Origin of the sequence: Qipengyuania sp. MTN3-11 (genome assembly GCF_042851825.1) — a bacterium.
In the GTDB taxonomy this organism is placed as follows: domain Bacteria; phylum Pseudomonadota; class Alphaproteobacteria; order Sphingomonadales; family Sphingomonadaceae; genus Qipengyuania.
The window spans coordinates 481,273-499,105 of sequence record NZ_BTGM01000002.1 but is presented as its reverse complement, the minus strand read 5'-3'; the positions used below and the strand labels follow the sequence as shown (position 1 = coordinate 499,105).

Sequence of the window (17,833 nt, the reverse complement as noted above, 5' to 3'; positions counted from 1 at the left end):
ATGTCCGCAAGCAAACGCGTCGTCGTCACGCAGCGGTTCTTCGATAGCGAAGCCCGGCGGATGCTGGAGTCCAGCGGCTGCGAAGTCGTCGAAGCGGAACTGCCAGAGGGCCAGGCCGACGGCGGGCTGTCTCACGATAGGCTGGTGGAGATACTCGAAGGGGCGGCGGGATGGATCGTCGGCCACGCGCGCGTCACTCGCGAACTGCAGGCCGCGCTGCCCGATCTGCAGGTGATTTCCAGACGCGGAGTGGGGTACGAGCGGGTGGATCTCGACGCCGCGCGCGATTTGGGCAAGGTCGTCTGCATCGGAGCAGGCGGTAACGATGCTTCGGTTGCCGACCACACGCTCGCGCTGATGCTTGCCGCCGGGCACTGCCTACCCGAAACGCAGAACCGCATGAAATCGGGTGATTGGGCGATCCTCCAGGGGATGGACCTGACCCGCAAGACCGTGGGCATTGTCGGCTTGGGGCGGATCGGGCGCAGTCTCGTCCAGCGGCTGCGCGGCTTCGAATGCGAGATACTCGCCCTCTCCTCGCCGAGTGCGGAGCCGTTTGCCGCAGACAATGGCTTAGAACTGGTGGAGCTGGACGCGCTTCTGGCCAGAAGCGATTACGTAACCCTTCACGCGCCGCTCAACGAAGCGACACGGCTGATGATCGACGATGCAGCTCTGGCCAGAATGAAAAGCACCGCAGTTCTCGTAAACACCGCCAGGGGTGGATTGGTGGACGATCGCGCTTTGCTTCAGGCCCTGAAGCACGGCATCATCGCTGCTGCCGGTCTCGATGTATTCCAGAGCGAGTCCGATCCCAGCCTGAAGCCTGTGACGGAGGAACTTATCGCTCTCCCCAATGTCGTTGCCACGCCTCATGCGGGTGCATCGACCCGCGAAGGCTTGGCGCGCACCAATATGGTCGCGGCGGCCTGCGTGGTGGACGTGCTGGCAGGCAGGACCCCGCCCAAGCAATGCGTCGTGGCGGATGGGCGTGGCTAACAAGGAAGGTGAAGCGCGCGACCTTTTGCACCGTATGTTCGGTGCCGCGGTCGACAGGGCGAAGCCCACGCGCTGCATCGCCGATCACTTCCCTGACTGCCCGCACGGACGCACGATCGTGGTCGGCGCAGGCAAGGCTGCGGCGGAGATGGCACGTGCGTTCGAACAAAGGTGGTCCGGCGAGCTAACGGGCCTCGTGGTCGTGCCCTATGGGCACAAAGTGCCTTGCGAGCGCATCGCGGTCAGGGAAGCGGCGCACCCGATGTCCGATCTCGCGGGTATCGCGGCGACCGAGCAGATGCTCGCGCTGCTCGAGAAGGCACGCGAAGGCGATCTGGTCGTGTGCCTGCTTTCCGGCGGAGGGTCGGCCTTGCTTTGCGCGCCCGAAGACGGGGTGGAATTCGACGAGTTGCAGAACATCGGCCGGGCTCTGCTGAATTCAGGCGCCGACGTCGCGCAAATGAACGTGGTCCGGAAAAAGCTCGCAAAGGCTCTTGGCGGCGGGATCGCGCGCGCAGCAGCTCCTGCGAGCCTCGTGACGCTGGCCATCTCGGATGTCGTTGGCGACGATCGCGCATCGATCGCGTCCGGCCCTACCGTTCCAGATCGTACGAGTGGCGATGAGGCAATGGCCATTCTGGCAAGATGTGGAGTTGCGATATCCAAAGCGGCGGAGACGATTTTGCGACGACCTTTCGTGGATGATCCGAAGCGCGACATTGCAGCGTACCGGATTATCGCGAGTTCGCGGCTTTCGCTGGATGCGGCCGCCGAAATCGCGCACGAAGCTGGCTACACCGTTCGCGATCTCGGCGAGGTGACCGGCGAGGCACGCGATGTCGGTCGCGACCACGCCGAGATCGTCCGCGAAATCGTGGCCGACAGCGGCGAGGCGGCCGCTCCGTGCGTGATCCTCTCCGGCGGCGAAACGAGTGTTACGGTTGAGGGCGAAGGGCGCGGAGGGCGCAACGGCGAATACTTGCTATCCCTGCTTACCGAACTCGACGGGATGGCGGGCGTCTATGCCCTGGCGGCCGACACCGATGGCATCGACGGGGCCGGCGACAATGCGGGCGCCTGGTTCGAGCCGGGCATGGCGATCCGCGCGAGAGAGAACGGCCATGATCCGCGCAACTACCTTGAGCGGCAGGATTCCCACACCTTCTTCCAGGCGATGGACCGGCTCGTGATGAGCGGGCCCACACGCACCAATGTCAACGATTTCAGAGCCATTCTCATTCAGTCACCGGAGATGCAGCAATGTCGCGGAACACCTACAGGATAGCGGTGATCCCCGGAGACGGGATCGGCAAGGAAGTGATGCCGGAAGGGCTGCGCGTGCTCGAAGCCGTCGCGGACAGGTTCGATTGTGCATTCGCCTTCGACCACTTCGATTTCGCGAATTGCGACTACTACCAGAAGCACGGGCAGATGATGCCCGACGACTGGAAGGAGCAGATCGGCGGGCACGACGCGATTTTCTTCGGCGCGGTCGGCTGGCCCGAAACAGTGCCCGACCACATTTCGCTGTGGGGTTCGCTGATCCAGTTCCGCCGCGAATTCGACCAGTATGTGAACCTGCGGCCCGCCAAGTTGATGCCCGGGGTGACGAGCCCGCTCGCCGGCCGCACTCCCGGCGAGATCGACTTCATGATCGTTCGTGAGAATACCGAGGGCGAGTATTCGTCGATCGGCGGACGGATCTTCGAAGGCACCGAGCGCGAGACGGTGATCCAGGAGACGGTCATGACGCGCACCGGCGTCGACCGAATCCTCAAGTTCGCGTTCGAGCTGGCCCAGCGTCGCGGCGCCAAGCACCTCACCTCCGCCACCAAGTCCAACGGCATCTCGATCAGCATGCCCTACTGGGACGAGCGCGTGGAAGAGATGGCGAAGGCCTACCCGGACATCCGGTGGGACAAGTACCACATCGATATCCTGGCGGCGCATTTCGTGCAGCATCCGGACTGGTTCGACGTAGTCGTCGCATCCAACCTGTTCGGCGACATCCTGTCCGATCTCGGCCCCGCCTGCACTGGCACGATCGGCATCGCGCCGGCGGCGAACATCAACCCGGAGCGCAAGTTTCCCTCGCTGTTCGAGCCGGTTCACGGTTCGGCCCCGGACATTGCAGGCAAGGGAGTTGCCAATCCTGTGGGCCAGATATGGGCTGCTGCGATGATGCTCGACCACCTGGGCGAGATGAAGGCATCGGTGGCAGTCGTAGAGGCCATCGAAACCGTGTTGGCGCAGGAAGTGTTTCGGACACCCGACCTGGGCGGCGCTTCCAATACCGAGTCTTGTGGCCGAGCGATAGCGGCCGCCGTCGGCGAAACGCGCTAGCTGTTGCGATGGCCGTCCGACAACTTTCGCAAACGCTGCCGCCAGCATCGGTATCCCGAAGCGGACAGTCCAGTTAGGGCCAATTTCCGATTGCCTGGAATCAGGGTCTCGCGCCGACCCGGACTGAGGACCGTCGGCCTCCGTGACGGCAATGCAGAAACCGCGACCGCAAGTCCGGCCGCCGCGCGATGAATGCCGCGCTTTCGCTCCTCCTCCTGATTGCGAGCGCCGTCTCGATCTTCGGCGGAACGCTGTTCCTGGCGATCGGCTTGTCCAGGAACTGGTCGGCGATGGTTTCTTCTGCTCGCCTCGGGCTCTCTTCCGACCGCGCTCGTTCTCGCCTATCGACCGAGGGTGGCTGGCTGCGTCGCGGAGTTTGTCCGGCGGTTGTGGATCACACGTCGATGATTCCCAACTTCAACGCCTTCGCCACCGCTGCGGAACGATCGTTCAGCTCCAGCTTCTGGAAGATTCTCTTGATGTAGGTTGCCACCGTCGGAACCTTGATGCCGAGAATGGTCCCGATCTCGCTATTGGTTTTCCCGGCCGCAATCCAATGCAGGATTGCGACTTCCCTTTTCGAGAGCCTGGGTATCGGCTGGGACTCGAGGGCGAGTTGTTCGATCTGCGTATGCGCGGACTGCGCCACGGCCTGGAGGGCGAACATGCTTGTGCGATCTAGGATTGCGGGATTTTCCACTTGTCCAAGGCCGAACCAGCCCCTGCGCTGATGAATGCCGAAGGTTGGAATGAGGTAACCGTCGGTCATCCCTTGCGAACGCGCGTTCTCGATGAAGGCGAGCTGGCCGCTCGATAGGTCCTTCTGCGCGATCATCGCCGAAATTCGCAGCGGCCGGTTGGAAAGGACCGGTTGCTGCCGGAACGGGTCGAGGCTTTCGAGGCCGACCTTCAGATATCGTATCATCCAGTCGGGCCCGAAGCCGTGGGATTCTACCTGAAAGCGCCCGGGCTCTTCCGCCGAGGGGACGATGTACCCCAAACCCCGGAACCCGACTTCGGCGAAATATTCCCGCAAACACGCGAAGAGCTCCGATCCGCTCCCGGCCTTGCTGATTTGATCGAATACCGTACTCGATTTGTGCGGCAAATCGCTCCCCCCGTTCCTTGCCTGCGGTTTCCGCTACCGTTCCCTACGATTATGTCATCCCGGTGAATGACACCACCCTGAGTGACTTTCATTCCCCGGCCAGGCAACTTAACAAATGCGAAGATGGCTCTTTCGAGCTTGTCGACGGGGGCTTGGCTGGGGGGCTACGTGGACGATACTACATTCGTCGTCATCGATTCCGAGTATCAGGTTCGCAATTCTCTGGCCCGTGTCCTTTCGCAAAAGGGCTACGTGGTCCAGGTCGATTGCGCCGCCGAGTTCGGGCGTTCGGAATTCGACGATGCCATCGTTTTCGTCTCCGATCGGCAAGCCGATGCAGTGACCGCCTGTGATCAGTTGCAGAACGCGGGCATTTTCTTCCCGGTCATCGCCTACAGCGCCTCGCCGTCGCTGGCGCAGGTCATGGACCGCATCCACGGGTCTTGCGCCGGCTATGTCGAATGGCCCGGAGACGAAGCCGAACTCTGGAATACGCTTAAGGTCGTCACCGACACCGCCGCGACCATGATCCGGCGGCGAACGTCCGAGGCGCGGGCCCGGCTGTTGATGTCCCGGCTCACCCCGCGCGAGCGTCAGGTGGCTGCGGGCATCGGGGCAGGGTTGTCGAGCAAGGAACTCGCCATTCCGCTCGGCATCAGCTTCCGTACGGTCGAACTGCACCGCGCGAACATCATCGCGAAGCTCGAAGCGACCAATCTGGCCAGTCTGATGCGCATCATCATAGAGGCGGGCGATATGCAGGAACCCGGCCAAGCCGAGTATGCTGACGACATGCTCCAGCAGCGGCAAGTGGCCTAGCCCAGCCGGCGCTTCTCGAGCCGCGTTCGACTAGCCGCCTTCCGGACGGGCTCGCCCGGCGGCCGCATACCGACAAAAGAAAATCCGCCGCCCCGCTGGGGGCGACGGACTTCCAAGACCTTACGGTTTTTCTTAGCGGAGCAGCGAGAGAACGTTCTGCTGGCTCTGGTTGGCCTGCGCCAGCATCGCGTTCGAGGCCTGGCTGAGGATCTGCGATTTCGCAAGAGCGGTGGTTTCGGCCGAATAATCGGTGTCCATGATCCGCGAGCGCGCTTCGGACAGGTTGGTCGAGTTGTTGGTGAGGTTGGTCACCGCCGATTCGAGCCGGTTCTGCGAAGCACCCAGCGAAGCGCGGGCGTTGTTGACGACGTTCAGCGCCGTATCGACATTGGTGATGGTCGCCTGGGCGTTGGTACGGCCGGTGGCGGCATCGGCGCCATCGACCTTGAAACCGGTCGTGGCGGTGTTGTTGAGGTTGGTCTTGTCGATCTGCGCCTTGGCGATCGTCACCGTCTCGCCGGTATTGGCACCGACCTGGATGGCGAAGTTGTCGGCCGCCGCGGTCGCGGTGGCGGTGGTGTTGAACAGCGCGACGCCGTTGAACTTGGTGTTGTCGAGAACGCTCACGAGCTGCGTGGTCATCTCGGCGACTTCGAGCTGCATCTTGGCCTGGTCGGCGGCGGAGTAGCTGCCGTTGGACGCCTGGACGGCGAGCTCGCGGACGCGCTGCAGCATGTTGGTCACTTCGGACAGCGCGCCTTCAGCGGTCTGCGCCATAGAGATGCCGTCGTTGCCGTTGCGGATGCCCTGGTTCATGCCGCGCACCTGCGCCGTCATGGTGGTGGAGATGGCGAGGCCGGCGGCATCGTCCTTCGCGGAGTTGATGCGCTTGCCGGTCGACAGACGCTCCATGGCCGTGCCCAGAGCCTTGCCGGCTGCGGTGGACGCGTTCGACGCCTTCAGCGCGCCGATGTTGGTGTTGATCACGTTCATAGTGAAATCCCTTCTGGTCTACGATCACACTGCCCCCCTGGTCCGGATGCGGCAGCCGAAGACCAGACCGGCACAAATGCGGCGAGCTTAAGGGTTTCGGTTCGCGATCGCCGATTCCCGGTTAACCATGCTCGTAGTTCTACCAGACCTAAAATTAGGCAAACATTTGACGTCCGGGGGGCATTTGCCCGTCTGTCGCTAAGACATGCCGACGGGGGCAATAAATGGACGGGATTACGAAGACCGCGAATTATTCGCGAACGCACGGCACGATCGATGCAAGAATGGCGGGGATCGCATCCTCGCTGTTCATGGATCGACCCGTGACGTTCGCCGACGAGGGGGACCGGGCGTCCGACCTCGGCGGGCGGGCCATTCGCATGGCGCGTGGTCCCGTGCCGGCGATCGAGATTTCGGGCGCGGGCGCCACCATCACCTATGACGATCCGATAGCCGAAAGCAGCATCGCCGCGCTTGTCGCCATGACCTATGCCGGGGAAGGTCCGGTCGCAGCCGATCCGGCATCGCTGTCGGTGATCGCGCTCGCGGACCGTCTCGCCCGCACCGACATTCCGGTACTCATCAACGGCCCCACGGGGACGGGCAAGGAAGTCCTTTCCAATTTCATTCACCGCCGCAGCGACCGTGCCGACAGGCCGTTCATCGCGGTCAACTGCGCCGCCATTCCCGAGACCATGCTCGAGGCCATGCTCTTCGGCCATGTGAAGGGATCATTCACCGGAGCGAGCGCGGCGGGGGAAGGTTTCTTCCGCGCCGCCGATGGCGGAACCCTGCTGTTGGACGAAATCGCGGAAATGCCGCTTTCGCTTCAGGCCAAACTGCTGCGCGCGCTTCAGGAGGGCGAAGTGGTACCGATCGGCGCCACCCGTCCGATCAAGGTCGATGTCCGCATCATCGCCTGCGCCAACCGCGATCTGCCGCACGAGGTTCAGGAAGGCCGCTTCCGTGCCGACCTCTATTATCGCCTGAACGTCTTTCCCATCGAGATGCTGCCGCTGCGCGAACGGCGCGCGGATATCGCGCCGCTCGCTTTCGCCATGCTGCTGCGCCACGTTGCCAAGGGCGATCGGATGCCCTGGATCGAAGACGCGGCGCTCGCCGCGCTTACCGGCTACGCCTGGCCCGGCAATGTCCGCGAGCTGGAGAACGTGATGCGCCGGGCCCTCCTGTTGTCGCACGGCCGCGCCACCATCGGGATCGAACACATCGTCTTCGACATGACCGCCCGCGCGGTCGAAACACCGGCCGAGACCGAGATTGCCGCGGCACCCGAAGGGGCGGCCAAGCTATCCAAGATCGTCCAGATCTCGGAAGCCCGGGCGATCATGGAAGCGCTGGATTCGGTCGGCGGGCACCGCGCCAACGCCGCCCGCGCGCTGGGCATCAGCGAACGCACGCTGCGTTATCGCCTTGCTTCCTTCCGTGAAGCCGGGATCGCCGTGGGAGCGGGTCGATGAACCCGGTCGGCGGCATCGGCGGAGGCGGATCGCTCGAGCAGATCATTGCCCTGCGCCAGCAGATCATCGACCGTTCCAAGGTCCTGCAGGACGTCCACCAGCCCAAGCCGGCGGCGCCCACCGAAGCGGGCGGGGCGGCGGCACCGAACTTCGGCGATTCGCTGCGCAACGCGCTCGACAACGTCAACGCGGTCCAGGCGGAATCCAGCCGGATGACCGCAGCCTACGAACGCGGCGAGGAAACCGACATCGCCAAGGTCATGCTCGCCCGGCAGGAAGCCGGCGTCGCCTTCGAAGCCACTCTCCAGGTCCGCAACAAGCTGCTTGCCGCGTACCAAGAAACCATGCGGATGGGGATCTAATCCATGAACAGTCTGGTTCCTGCCGACGGGAACGGTACCGGGGTGCTCGCCCCTCTTTCGGGAGGGACGGGCACTTTCGGCGAACGTGCGCGCGGCTTTATGGCGCAGCCTTCGGTCAGGAAGGTGCTGCCGTGGTTCGCCGGCACCGCGGGTCTCGGCCTGATGGCGCTGACGTGGGCGGTACTCTCGCCTGCTCCGCAACGGGTCCTCTATTCCTCGCTCGGCGATGCCGAACGCGCCAGCGTGGTCGCCACGCTCGATCAAGCCGGTATCGGCTACACGATCGATAACAATTCGGGCGCGCTGACGGTGGGCGAGGACGATGTCTACCGCGCCCGTATGCTGGTCGCCTCCGACGGTTCGCTGGCGGCGCCCGAAAGCGGCGCCGACCTGATCGAGAACCTGCCCATGGGCGCCAGCCGCACGCTCGAGGGCGACCGGCTTCGCGCTGCCCAGGAACGCGAGCTGACGCTGACGATCATGGAGATCGACGGTGTCGAGGCGGTGCGCGTGCATATCGCCAAGGCCGAACGTTCGGTCTTCGTGCGCGAGGATGTCAAGCCATCGGCCTCGATCATGGTGCGCATGGCGCGCGGCCGACAGCTCGGCGAAGGCCAGGTCACCGCGATCGCCAATCTCGTGGCCGGTTCGGTCCCGGGTCTCGGGATCGACGCGGTCAAGGTCGTCGACCAGCACGGCAAGTTGTTGACCGAGGCGCGCGATCCCAACAGCGGCCGCATCGACCTGCAGGCGCAGATGGAAGCCAAGCTCAACGCGCAGGTCGAGCAGCTGCTCGCCCCGATGTTCGGCAGCGGCGCCTTCACCTCGCAGGTTCAGGTCGATCTCGACATGAACGAGGTCACCTCCGCGCGCGAAAGCTACGACAAGGACGGAACCGTCCGCCGCGAGACCACCCAGCAATCCCAGAGCACCGGCGCGCCGGTGGGAGGCATTCCGGGCGTTCTCGCCAACACGCCGCCCGCCGATGGCGAAGTACGGCCGGGCGCGCCACAGGATACGCAGCCCGCAGCCGCGGCCGAAGGTGCGGGCGAGAGCAGCGCGACCCGCGTGTACGAGATGGGACGCGAGGTTTCGGTTTCGAACCTGTCGCCGGGATCGATCCGGTACCTGTCCGTCGCGGTGGCCATCGATCAGGCCGCTCTCGCCAAGGCGAGCGCCGCCGACATCAACAAGGTCAAGGAACTGGTCAGTTCCGCCGTCGGCGCGCGCGAGGATCGCGGCGACAAGGTGACGGTGGTGATGCGCGCCTTCGAAAAGGTCGAGGGCGACGAGGTCCCCTTCTACGAGACGAGCTGGTTCGGCATGGCGGTGCGCAACGGTGTGGCCGTTCTGTGCGTCCTCCTGGTCCTCCTTCTCGCCGTCAGACCGGCGATTGCCGCGCTGCGCAACGGCCGGAGCGCCAGCGACGAGACGGACGGACAGGATCTGCTTCCCGCGCCCGCTGGACCCGGCCCCGCCGGAGCGCTCACCTTCGATCGTCAGGCACTCGACGGACAGATCGAGCTTGCCCAGCGCATCGCTCGCGAAAATCCCGACGATGCCGTGATGGCCCTGCGCCGCTTGCTCGCCGAGGATGCGCGCGCCGGAGGACCGGCATGACCGCCGTCTCCGCCCATTCCCAGCCCCTGGCCGGGACCGACAAGGCCGCAATCATGGTGATGCTGCTTGCCGAGGAGGATGCCTCGAAAATCCTCGGCCAGCTCAATCCCGACGAACTGCGCCAGCTTGCGGGAACGATGTGCGCCATCGGCGAGGTCGAACCGCATGCGATCTCGGCCGCCATCGCCGGCTTCTCCGCATCGACCGAACAAAGCGGCATTTCGGATGTCGGCAGGGTCGACAGTGTCCGTCGGTTGATGACCGGCGCCGTCGGCGAGGTCAAATCCGAGAACCTGATGCGCCAGGTCGCCCGCGAAACCGAAGAGCCGAGCCTGCCCGCGATCAGCCTGTTGCGCTGGCTCGATCCCAAGGTGATCGGCGAGATGCTCGCCGACGAACATCCCCAGGCCATCGCCGTGCTGCTGCTCCAGCTCGACGCGGAGGTCGCCGCGACTGCGCTGGCGGCCCTTCCCGCCGATCTCCATACGCCGGTCCTCCATCGCATCGCGCGGCTGGGCCCGGTCTCGCAGCAGGCGATCGAGATCCTCGAGCAGACCGTGGTCGCCAAGATCGAGAGCCTGCACGGGTCGGTGCCGCTCACCATGGGCGGGATCCGGCAGGCGGCGGACATTATCAACAAGTCGGGCCGTTCGGTCGAGAAGGCCGTGCTTCCCAAGCTCGGCAAGATCGACAAGAATCTCGCCAAGGAGCTCGAGAACGAGATGTTCAAGTTCGAGCATCTCTTCGCTCTCGACACCAAGATGACCGGTGTGCTTCTGCGCGATGTCGAGAACGACACGCTGATCGTCGCGCTGAAGGGCCTTGAGCCGGATCAACGCGAACAGTTCTTCGCGGCCATGTCTTCGCGCGCGGCGGATGGTCTGCGCGACGAGATCGAGAACCGCGGCCGGGTCAAGAAGGCCGACGTGGAAGCAGCGCAGAAGGCGGTGGTCGCCACCGCCAAGCGCCTGATCGCGCAGGGCGACCTCATCATGGGCGAGGGCGACGAGGATTATGTCTAGGATCGCCTATTCCGCCCTCGGCAAACGGGGCAGCTTCGCGCGCGACATCCGATACTCCCGATTGCCCGACCCGGCCGATAACCACGCCGCGGGCGAGGATGCCGTCGAAAAAGCCTATCGCGACGGTTTTCAGGACGGGGTGGTCTCCGCCCGCGCCGATTGCGAGGCGCAAGCCGTGGCGGAACGGGCGCAGCGGGCGGCGATCGAACTGGCCTTTGCTCGCTTCGATACCGACAGCGAACAGCTTCTGCGCGAACGCCTGCTCGCGACCGTGCAGGCGCTGTGCGAGGAGGCGGTCGTGCCGCTGGCGCTCGATGCAGATGGGCTCGCCCGGCGCATCGAAGCCGCCGCAGCGATGCTCCAGCGCAAGCACGACCAGCGCATCGTCCATATCCATCCCGACGATCTAGACCTGGTGCGACAGAGCCTGCCCGACAATCTCGAACTCCTGCCGGACGCCAGCGTGGAGCGCGGCGGATTGCGCATCGAGACCGATGACGGCGGGGTCGAGGACGGCCCGCAGCAGTGGCGGCGTTCGCTCGCCGAGGCCTTCGACGCATGCACGCACTGATAGACCGGACGTTTTCGGCGCTGGAGACGGCCTCGGTCGACTTCGCGCCGCGCCGCTTCGGCCGCGTCGTCGCCTGCGACGGCGGGCTTATCGAGGTGTCCGGCCTCGGCATACCGATCGGCACGATCTGTTCGATCGCGCAGGGCCAGTCGGCACCGCATCGGGCCGAGACGATCGGCTTTCGCAACGGCAACACGATGATGATGATGCTCGGCGATACCGTATTGCTGCGGCCCGGGGCGATCGTTCGCCCCGAAGGCACGCCCGGCATGCTCAACGTCGGGCAGGGTTTTCTCGGCCGGGCGGTCGACGGGTCGGGCGAAGCCATCGATGGCGGGGGTACGATCCTCGCCAGCGCTTCCTGGCCTGCGGGCGGTCATCGTGTGGGCGCTCTCGATCGCTCGCGCGTGACTCAGGAATTCGACAGCGGGATCCGCTCGCTCAACGCGCTGACGACGTTCGGCGTCGGCCAGCGCATCGGGATCATGGCCGGTTCGGGTGTCGGCAAATCGGTGCTCATGGACATGATCGTCGACAATGCCCAAGCCGATGCCGTCGTCGTCGGGCTGATCGGCGAACGGGCACGCGAGGTTTCCGACTTCGTCACTCGCCACATGTCCGGCGATCGCGCCGCCAAGACGGCGATCGTCGCCGTGCCCGCCGATCATGCGGCGAATTTGCGCCTGCGGGGTGCGATGTTGGCGACATCGATCGCCGAGCACCTGCGTTCGCAGGGCAAGCGCGTCCTTCTCATTCTCGACAGCCTGACCCGCGTCGCCCATGCAGCGCGCGAGATCGGCATTCTGTTGGGCGAGCCCGGAGCCGCGCGTGGCTATCCGCCATCGGCACTATCGACCATTACCAAACTGATCGAACGGGCCGGGAATTCCGAACGCTCGGGCGGCGCGATCACCGGGGTCTACACCGTCCTCGCCGATGGCGACGACCAGAACGACCCCGTGGTCGATACCGCGCGCGCGATCCTCGACGGGCATATCGTGCTCTCGCGCGAGATCGCTCAGCGCGGGCAATATCCCGCCGTGGATGTCGGCGCGTCGCTGAGCCGGGTAATGAACGATATCGTCCCGGCGGACCATGCTGCCAATGCTCGCCGGTTCCGCGCGCTGAGCGCCAGCTACGAGGCCAACCGCGACCTGGTGATGATGGGCGCCTATCGGCAGGGCACCGATCCGCTGCTCGACGAAGCCATCGCCATGCAAACGGGAATGGGCGCATTCCTGTCCCAGCGGCAGGACGAAAGCGTAAGCTTAGTCGCCGCGCGCGAACAGCTCGCGGAACTCGTCGCGAAATGAACCTCGAACGACGCAAACTCAAGCGAGCGCAGTTGATCCAGCGGATCAGAAGCGTCGAGCGGATGCAATCGGCCTTCGCCGCCAGCGAGGCCGAGGCTACGCGGGCGCGGCTGTTCGGCGTGGCGGAGCGCACCCGCAGCCTGGCGGCGCATTACGACCTGCGCGAAGGCGATCGGGTCGGTGCCGATCTGCGCAGCGGCAAGGCAATGCGCGATCAGTTGCAGAAGCTCACCGAACTGAGCGCGACCCAGGCCCAGGAAGCCGAGCTTCAGTCGCAAGCGCGGCGCGAGACCTTGGGCCAGTCCGACCTGCGTCTGCGAAAGGCGGAAGAGAAAACGCGCGAACTGGTCCGCACGATCGTCGCCGGTCTCGAGAAGGGCTGACGTCGACCCGATTTGGCACGGTTCTTGATAGATTGTCCGCAAATGAAAGACGGACACGCCATGAACCTCTCGCCAAGCATCGCGAACTCTTCGGACTTCCTATCCCTAAGCCCCGGTCTGGACGGCGGGAAGGGGCAGAAATCCGCGGGCTCTGCGCTGGCGGATGGCTTCGCCGACCTTCTGGACAGCCTTTCCCAGATCACGCCTTTGCCCAAAGTCGAAGGAGTCGTGGGCGAAGCGGCGGATGCACCCATGATCGCGCGGCAAGTTTTCGAGTTGCCGACCGGCAAGTTCTTGCCGGACGCCCTGCCGAAGGGTCGGATTGCCGGGCTTGCGCCGACGGACTTGGGCTCGGAAGCGAAGACCGAAGAAAACAGCCAGGGAATACAGCGCGCGCCCGAGGAGATAGCCGCCTTGGTCATGCCGCTCGTAGCGCCGACCCTCACCGAAGCTTCGATCTCGTTCACGCCAAGCATTCCAAACGCGTCGACTCCGGGGTTGGTCGCGCCTCTGGCGTCGACAATGCTGTCCGCTGTGACGGTCGAAAGCACTGCCAACGACACAACAGGCTCGACGAACACCTCGGCTCCCGCCGACCCGTTCGGAGCAAAGCCGGTGAGGGCGCTCTCGACCTTGTCGGCCGAGGCGAAGGCCGGGTTGTCCAGCGCGTCAGCTAGCATTTCGACGTCGGTTGCCACGGCAACATCCTCCACCAACGCGAGCATCCCGTTCGGGACGACTTCGGCTGCGGCGACCCCGTCCTCGGTTCTTCCCAACATGCCGCAAGTGCAGTCCGCACCGGCTGTCACAACAGCAGCAACGCAATCGATCGCCATACCGGTGCAGCTGGCTGCATCTTCCGCGATGATCGTCGAACCGGCCAGTGTAGCAGGCAAGGAAGCCACGACCGCGGCGGTCACTTCGACCGTGGCCGTCCCAAAGACCGCAACCGCTTCGGGTCGATCGGACGCATTGGCGACGCCAGCACTTGCCGAGGCGCTTGCCGCTACGGAATCCTCAGGTGGAGAGGCCGCGGCGGAACACCACGACACCGGGACAACGAGTGGCTCGGACAAGCAGCAGTTCGCGCTGCGTGGTGCGCATGTGTCGGAGATCGCCAAAGCTCAGGCCCCGACCTTGGCTCCGCAATCCGAACCGACAGGGGATACTCCCCGGCCCGTCGCGGCAACAGCCCGACCGGTGGTCAACGATCCCTTCGCAGATGTCGAACGCGTCGTCGAACAGCTCACAGCCGCACGTCATGTCGATCTGTCGAAACCGGCCGCGATCGCCGTGGCTCACAGGGAATTCGGCGCCCTGACCGTTGCCTTCGATCATTCGTCGGATGGCATCAAGGCCGAAATCTCCGCCGAAACCAGCGAGGCCCAGCGCGCGCTCGCCGCCGCCATGGCGAACGAAAAGGGAGCCTCGCGGTCCCACGAAACGTCCGCTCCGGCCCATCCTTCGCAGACCCAGCACGCGCCGACCGGTTCGGATCGAGGCGGCCTTGGAGGCCAAGCCGGCTCCAGCCTGGGCCAGGGCGGCAACGGCGACCAACGCTCGCCGTCTTCCGATCCGCGCAGCCAGCGCGAGGAACGCGCCGCACAGCATCACAAGCAAGCGCCGAAATCCGCGTCGGACGACGCACTCTACGCCTGATCACTTTCTATCCCACTCACGCAGGAACTCACAATGTCGAACGAAGTCACTTCGCAGGAACCGGTCAAGAAGAAGGGCGGCAAGCTCAAGCTCGTTCTGTTCGCGCTCGTCCTTCTTGGCGCGGGCGGTGGCGGTACCTACGCCGCGGTCGCCAGCGGCATGCTGGGTGCCGGTGGCGAGAAGGAGGATCCCAACCCCAAGCTCGTGCTGAAGGGTGAGGAGGATCCCTATCCGATCGCCGATGACGGCAAGGCCAAGGAGCATGTCGAGGTCGTGCACGGAGCCGGGGGCGGCAAGTACCGCACCGCCTATTACGATTTCAGCGAGGAATTCACCTCGAACCTCGCCAACGGCACGGCGCTGGTCCAGGTCAGCCTGGCGGCCTCGACCCATTACGACGGGCGCGTGCTGATGTGGCTGGACGAGCACGAGACGGCACTGCGCTCGCGCATTCTCGCCGAACTCGCCGCCACGAGCGAGGAAGAGCTCGCCAGCATCCGCGGCAAGGAAGAGCTCCAGCTGCGGCTCACCAAAGCCATCAACGAAGCGCTCGAGGAACGCGAAGGCTTCGGCGGCGTCGACAGCGTCTACTTCCGGTCGTTCATCGTCCAATGATCTCCGGTTCCGTCCCTCTGGCAGCGGCGCGGGCCGCGTGCCATTGCAGCGAGCTGCTGAGCCGCGCCGCCGCACCGCCCGATCTCGAGGCGGAGTTCGCGCGGTTCGCGGCCGGTTTCGCCGCGCGGGCTGCTTCCGAGCTCGCCGCGATCTGCGACGACCGCGGCCTGACGGCCGATGTCGTCGCAACGGGAATGCTGAGCGCCGACCAATGGTTCGCCGAGGTCGGGGATACGTATCGCAACGGCTTCTATTCGGTGGGTCAAGAACGCCGCGGCGTCCTGGTCTCGGTTCGGATCGGCGAACTCGTCGCCCAGTTCGAACGCCTGCTCGGCGGGCCAGGAGAAATCGACGAGGACTGCACCGTGCTTCCGGTCTCGACCGCGCGCTTCGCACGCCAGTTCGAAGAGCGCATTGCCGATGTCTTGCGCGGCCTGTGCGACGGCCGCAACGTCTCCGCGGCAACCGACGGCGATCAGTCCGATCGTCCCGCGCCCTTCGCGCCCGAAGAGACCGTCTGGACGGCGACCGTCGTCGTCAGCAATGCCGGCGGAGGCACGGCGTGGAAGCTGCGCCTCGCTGCCTGCAACTCGACGATCGGGGATTTCGTGGACAGCCGGGCCGTCTCGCCCGCCACAGGCCGGACCATCGGTGCCCGCGGGATCGACGGTTCGGCGATCGCGGAGGTCGACCTGCCGCTGCGCGCGGTCCTGGTCGACGTGCCGATGTCGATCGCCCGTCTCGCCTGCCTCGAGCCGGGGTCGGTCATCCCGGTCGCGGTCAACCGCCACGTGCCCCTGATGACCGGCGATCTCACCATCGCCCACGGGTCGGTCGGCGAGCTCGACGACCGGGTCGCGCTCGAACTCACGCAAATCCATCTTTCGGAGTAAGCCAATGATCTCTCAAGCAGAAGGCTTCGGCCTCATTCAGGATATCGACGTCCGCATGACCGTCGAGCTGGGCCGCAAGTCGATGCGCCTGCGCGACGTGTTGGCGCTGGGCGAAGCGAGCGTGGTCGAGCTGGATCGCCTGACCGACGAACCGCTCGACATGTTCGTCAACGGCAAGCTGATCGCGCGCGGCGAAGTCATCGCCCAGGGTGGCCGCTTCGCCATTCGCGTGCTGGAGATCGCCGGGGCCAGCTCCGCCGAACCGGCGGTCGACCGCCGTTCGCAGCCGATCACCGTCGCCGCCACGGGTGCGAGCGAGACCGCCTGATGTTCTGGTACGTCCTCAAGCTCCTGATCCTCCTCCCGCTGATTGGAGCGATGATCTGGGGCAGCCTCAAGCTTGCCAAGAAGATGCAGGGCCAGTTCGGCGCGCCTGCCGGCGGCAGCAAGGCGGTGCGCATCGTCGAGAGCACCATGCTCTCGCCGACGATGCGGCTCGCGGTGATCGAATTTCACGGCCGCGAGATCCTGGTGTCTACGTCGCGCAACGGCCTGACGCGCCTTGCCGAGGCCCCGGCGCGCGCGAGCAGCGAGGACGTCGTTCCATGATCGCGCGCCTGACCAAGTTCGCGGCTGCCGCAACCGCCTTCGTCTATCCCGCGCTGGTGAATGCCCAGACGGGCGACACCGCGGTATCCGGCGCGCTCGATCGCGCCTTCGGCGAGATGGCCGGGGCCGGTGGCGAGCCGCTGAGCCTGTCGCTTCAGCTGCTCCTGATCATGGGGCTGCTGACGATCCTGCCCGCCCTGCTGCTGATGATGACCAGCTTCACGCGCATCATCGTGGTCCTCGCGATCCTGCGCCAGGCACTGGGGCTCCAGCAGTCGCCGCCGAACCAGGTCCTGATCGGCATCAGCCTGTTTCTGTCGCTGTTCATCATGGCGCCGACGCTCGAGCGGGTGAACGAGGCGGCGATCGCGCCCTATTCCGCGGGGCAGATCGGCGCCGAGGTCGCGATCGAACGCGCCGGGGACCAGTTCCATGCCTTCATGATCCGGCAGACGCGCGAATACGATCTCGAGATGTTCGCCGACATCGCAAATGCCGGACAGTTCGAAAGCCCGCAGGACGTGCCGTTCTCGATCCTGCTCCCCGCCTTCGTGACCAGCGAACTGAAAACCGCGTTCCAGATCGGCTTCATGCTGTTCCTGCCCTTCCTCGTCATCGACCTCGTCGTCTCGAGCGTGCTCATGAGCCTGGGCATGATGATGATGAGTCCGATGATCGTCTCGCTGCCCTTCAAGTTGCTGCTCTTCGTCCTCGTCGACGGATGGGCGCTGCTGATGGGCTCGCTCGCCTCCAGTTTCGGATAGTTCCCATGGACGAAAGTGCCGTTCTTCTCTCGTTCGCCGACCGCATGCTGTGGATCTCCGCGCTCGTGGCCGCGCCGATCCTTATCGCGAGCCTCGCCATCGGTCTCGTCATCGGGCTCGTCCAGGCGGCGACCTCGGTCAACGAACAGACGCTGACCTTCGTCCCCAAGCTGGGCGCGGTCGCCTTCGTCATGGTCGTGCTGGGGGCCTCGATGATGGCCCTCGTCGGCGATTTCATGCACGATATCTTCTACGAAATCGCCAAGATCGGCGGCTGAGCCG

The 17,833-nt window shown here is 65.1% G+C and carries 20 protein-coding genes; 18 read left to right on the top strand and 2 right to left on the bottom strand.

Annotated elements, in window-relative coordinates; genetic code table 11:
* The 3 genes from ACGHN1_RS09650 to ACGHN1_RS09640 are packed head-to-tail and all read left to right on the top strand — an operon-like array spanning nt 1 to nt 3,342.
* Nucleotides 1-999 carry a phosphoglycerate dehydrogenase gene (locus tag ACGHN1_RS09650; protein ID WP_390550722.1) on the top strand — a complete coding sequence of 333 codons (999 nt, stop codon included), beginning with the start codon at nt 1-3 and terminating at the stop codon, nt 997-999.
* Nucleotides 881-2,284 carry a glycerate kinase gene (locus tag ACGHN1_RS09645; RefSeq protein WP_390550918.1) on the top strand — a complete coding sequence of 468 codons (1,404 nt, stop codon included), beginning with the start codon at nt 881-883 and terminating at the stop codon, nt 2,282-2,284. The genes ACGHN1_RS09650 and ACGHN1_RS09645 overlap by 119 nt, the downstream gene beginning before the upstream one ends.
* Nucleotides 2,260-3,342, top strand: a complete 1,083-nt coding sequence (locus ACGHN1_RS09640) for a tartrate dehydrogenase (protein WP_390550720.1) — start codon at nt 2,260-2,262, stop codon at nt 3,340-3,342. The genes ACGHN1_RS09645 and ACGHN1_RS09640 overlap by 25 nt, the downstream gene beginning before the upstream one ends.
* Nucleotides 3,343-3,736: 394 nt before the next feature.
* On the opposite strand, the gene ACGHN1_RS09635 is transcribed toward ACGHN1_RS09640, so the two are convergent.
* Nucleotides 3,737-4,450, bottom strand: coding sequence for a LuxR C-terminal-related transcriptional regulator (locus ACGHN1_RS09635; protein WP_390550718.1), 714 nt, complete (start codon nt 4,448-4,450; stop codon nt 3,737-3,739).
* A gap of 168 nt (nt 4,451-4,618) precedes the next feature.
* On the opposite strand from ACGHN1_RS09635, the gene ACGHN1_RS09630 reads away from it, so the two are divergent.
* Nucleotides 4,619-5,269 (top strand): response regulator transcription factor, encoded by a 651-nt coding sequence (locus ACGHN1_RS09630; RefSeq protein WP_390550716.1) that lies wholly within the window; start codon nt 4,619-4,621, stop codon nt 5,267-5,269.
* Nucleotides 5,270-5,401: 132 nt separating this feature from the next.
* Here the strand turns inward: ACGHN1_RS09630 and ACGHN1_RS09625 are convergent, their stop codons facing one another.
* Nucleotides 5,402-6,262 (bottom strand): flagellin, encoded by an 861-nt coding sequence (locus tag ACGHN1_RS09625; RefSeq protein WP_390550714.1) that lies wholly within the window; start codon nt 6,260-6,262, stop codon nt 5,402-5,404.
* A gap of 224 nt (nt 6,263-6,486) precedes the next feature.
* Here ACGHN1_RS09625 and ACGHN1_RS09620 point away from each other — a divergent pair, with 224 nt between their 5' ends.
* From ACGHN1_RS09620 to ACGHN1_RS09555, 14 genes are read left to right on the top strand one after another with little or no spacing between them, the layout of a single operon-like run.
* Nucleotides 6,487-7,740: a sigma-54 interaction domain-containing protein gene (locus tag ACGHN1_RS09620; RefSeq protein WP_390550712.1), complete on the top strand. Its 1,254-nt coding sequence runs from the start codon at nt 6,487-6,489 to the stop codon at nt 7,738-7,740.
* Nucleotides 7,737-8,102 (top strand): flagellar hook-basal body complex protein FliE, encoded by a 366-nt coding sequence (gene fliE / locus ACGHN1_RS09615; RefSeq protein WP_390550710.1) that lies wholly within the window; start codon nt 7,737-7,739, stop codon nt 8,100-8,102. The genes ACGHN1_RS09620 and fliE overlap by 4 nt, the downstream gene beginning before the upstream one ends.
* Nucleotides 8,103-8,105: 3 nt before the next feature.
* Nucleotides 8,106-9,722 carry a flagellar basal-body MS-ring/collar protein FliF gene (gene fliF, locus ACGHN1_RS09610; protein WP_390550708.1) on the top strand — a complete coding sequence of 539 codons (1,617 nt, stop codon included), beginning with the start codon at nt 8,106-8,108 and terminating at the stop codon, nt 9,720-9,722.
* Nucleotides 9,719-10,744 carry a flagellar motor switch protein FliG gene (gene fliG, locus ACGHN1_RS09605; protein ID WP_390550706.1) on the top strand — a complete coding sequence of 342 codons (1,026 nt, stop codon included), beginning with the start codon at nt 9,719-9,721 and terminating at the stop codon, nt 10,742-10,744. Before fliF ends, fliG begins: the two co-directional genes overlap by 4 nt.
* Complete coding sequence (locus tag ACGHN1_RS09600; protein WP_390550704.1) at nt 10,737-11,315, top strand: FliH/SctL family protein; 579 nt, start codon at nt 10,737-10,739, stop codon at nt 11,313-11,315. Before fliG ends, ACGHN1_RS09600 begins: the two co-directional genes overlap by 8 nt.
* Nucleotides 11,303-12,628 carry a FliI/YscN family ATPase gene (locus ACGHN1_RS09595; RefSeq protein WP_390550702.1) on the top strand — a complete coding sequence of 442 codons (1,326 nt, stop codon included), beginning with the start codon at nt 11,303-11,305 and terminating at the stop codon, nt 12,626-12,628. The genes ACGHN1_RS09600 and ACGHN1_RS09595 overlap by 13 nt, the downstream gene beginning before the upstream one ends.
* A complete protein-coding gene (locus tag ACGHN1_RS09590) occupies nt 12,625-13,011 on the top strand; it encodes a hypothetical protein (RefSeq protein ID WP_390550700.1) in 387 nt (128 codons plus the stop codon). Before ACGHN1_RS09595 ends, ACGHN1_RS09590 begins: the two co-directional genes overlap by 4 nt.
* A gap of 60 nt (nt 13,012-13,071) precedes the next feature.
* The gene (locus tag ACGHN1_RS09585; protein ID WP_390550698.1) at nt 13,072-14,670 is read left to right on the top strand and encodes a hypothetical protein; all 1,599 of its coding nucleotides are present in this window, start codon (nt 13,072-13,074) and stop codon (nt 14,668-14,670) included.
* 33 nt (nt 14,671-14,703) lie between these two features.
* Nucleotides 14,704-15,285, top strand: coding sequence for a flagellar basal body-associated FliL family protein (locus ACGHN1_RS09580; RefSeq protein WP_390550696.1), 582 nt, complete (start codon nt 14,704-14,706; stop codon nt 15,283-15,285).
* The gene (locus ACGHN1_RS09575; RefSeq protein WP_390550694.1) at nt 15,282-16,178 is read left to right on the top strand and encodes a FliM/FliN family flagellar motor C-terminal domain-containing protein; all 897 of its coding nucleotides are present in this window, start codon (nt 15,282-15,284) and stop codon (nt 16,176-16,178) included. The genes ACGHN1_RS09580 and ACGHN1_RS09575 overlap by 4 nt, the downstream gene beginning before the upstream one ends.
* 4 nt (nt 16,179-16,182) lie before the next feature.
* Entirely contained in the window at nt 16,183-16,506 is a 324-nt protein-coding gene (gene fliN / locus ACGHN1_RS09570) for a flagellar motor switch protein FliN (RefSeq protein ID WP_390550692.1), read from the top strand.
* Nucleotides 16,506-16,787 (top strand): flagellar biosynthetic protein FliO, encoded by a 282-nt coding sequence (locus tag ACGHN1_RS09565; RefSeq protein ID WP_390550690.1) that lies wholly within the window; start codon nt 16,506-16,508, stop codon nt 16,785-16,787. Before fliN ends, ACGHN1_RS09565 begins: the two co-directional genes overlap by 1 nt.
* Entirely contained in the window at nt 16,784-17,551 is a 768-nt protein-coding gene (fliP, locus tag ACGHN1_RS09560; protein WP_390550688.1) for a flagellar type III secretion system pore protein FliP, read from the top strand. Before ACGHN1_RS09565 ends, fliP begins: the two co-directional genes overlap by 4 nt.
* A 5-nt stretch (nt 17,552-17,556) precedes the next feature.
* Complete coding sequence (locus tag ACGHN1_RS09555) at nt 17,557-17,829, top strand: flagellar biosynthetic protein FliQ (RefSeq protein WP_390550686.1); 273 nt, start codon at nt 17,557-17,559, stop codon at nt 17,827-17,829.
* Nucleotides 17,830-17,833 lie beyond the last annotated feature (4 nt).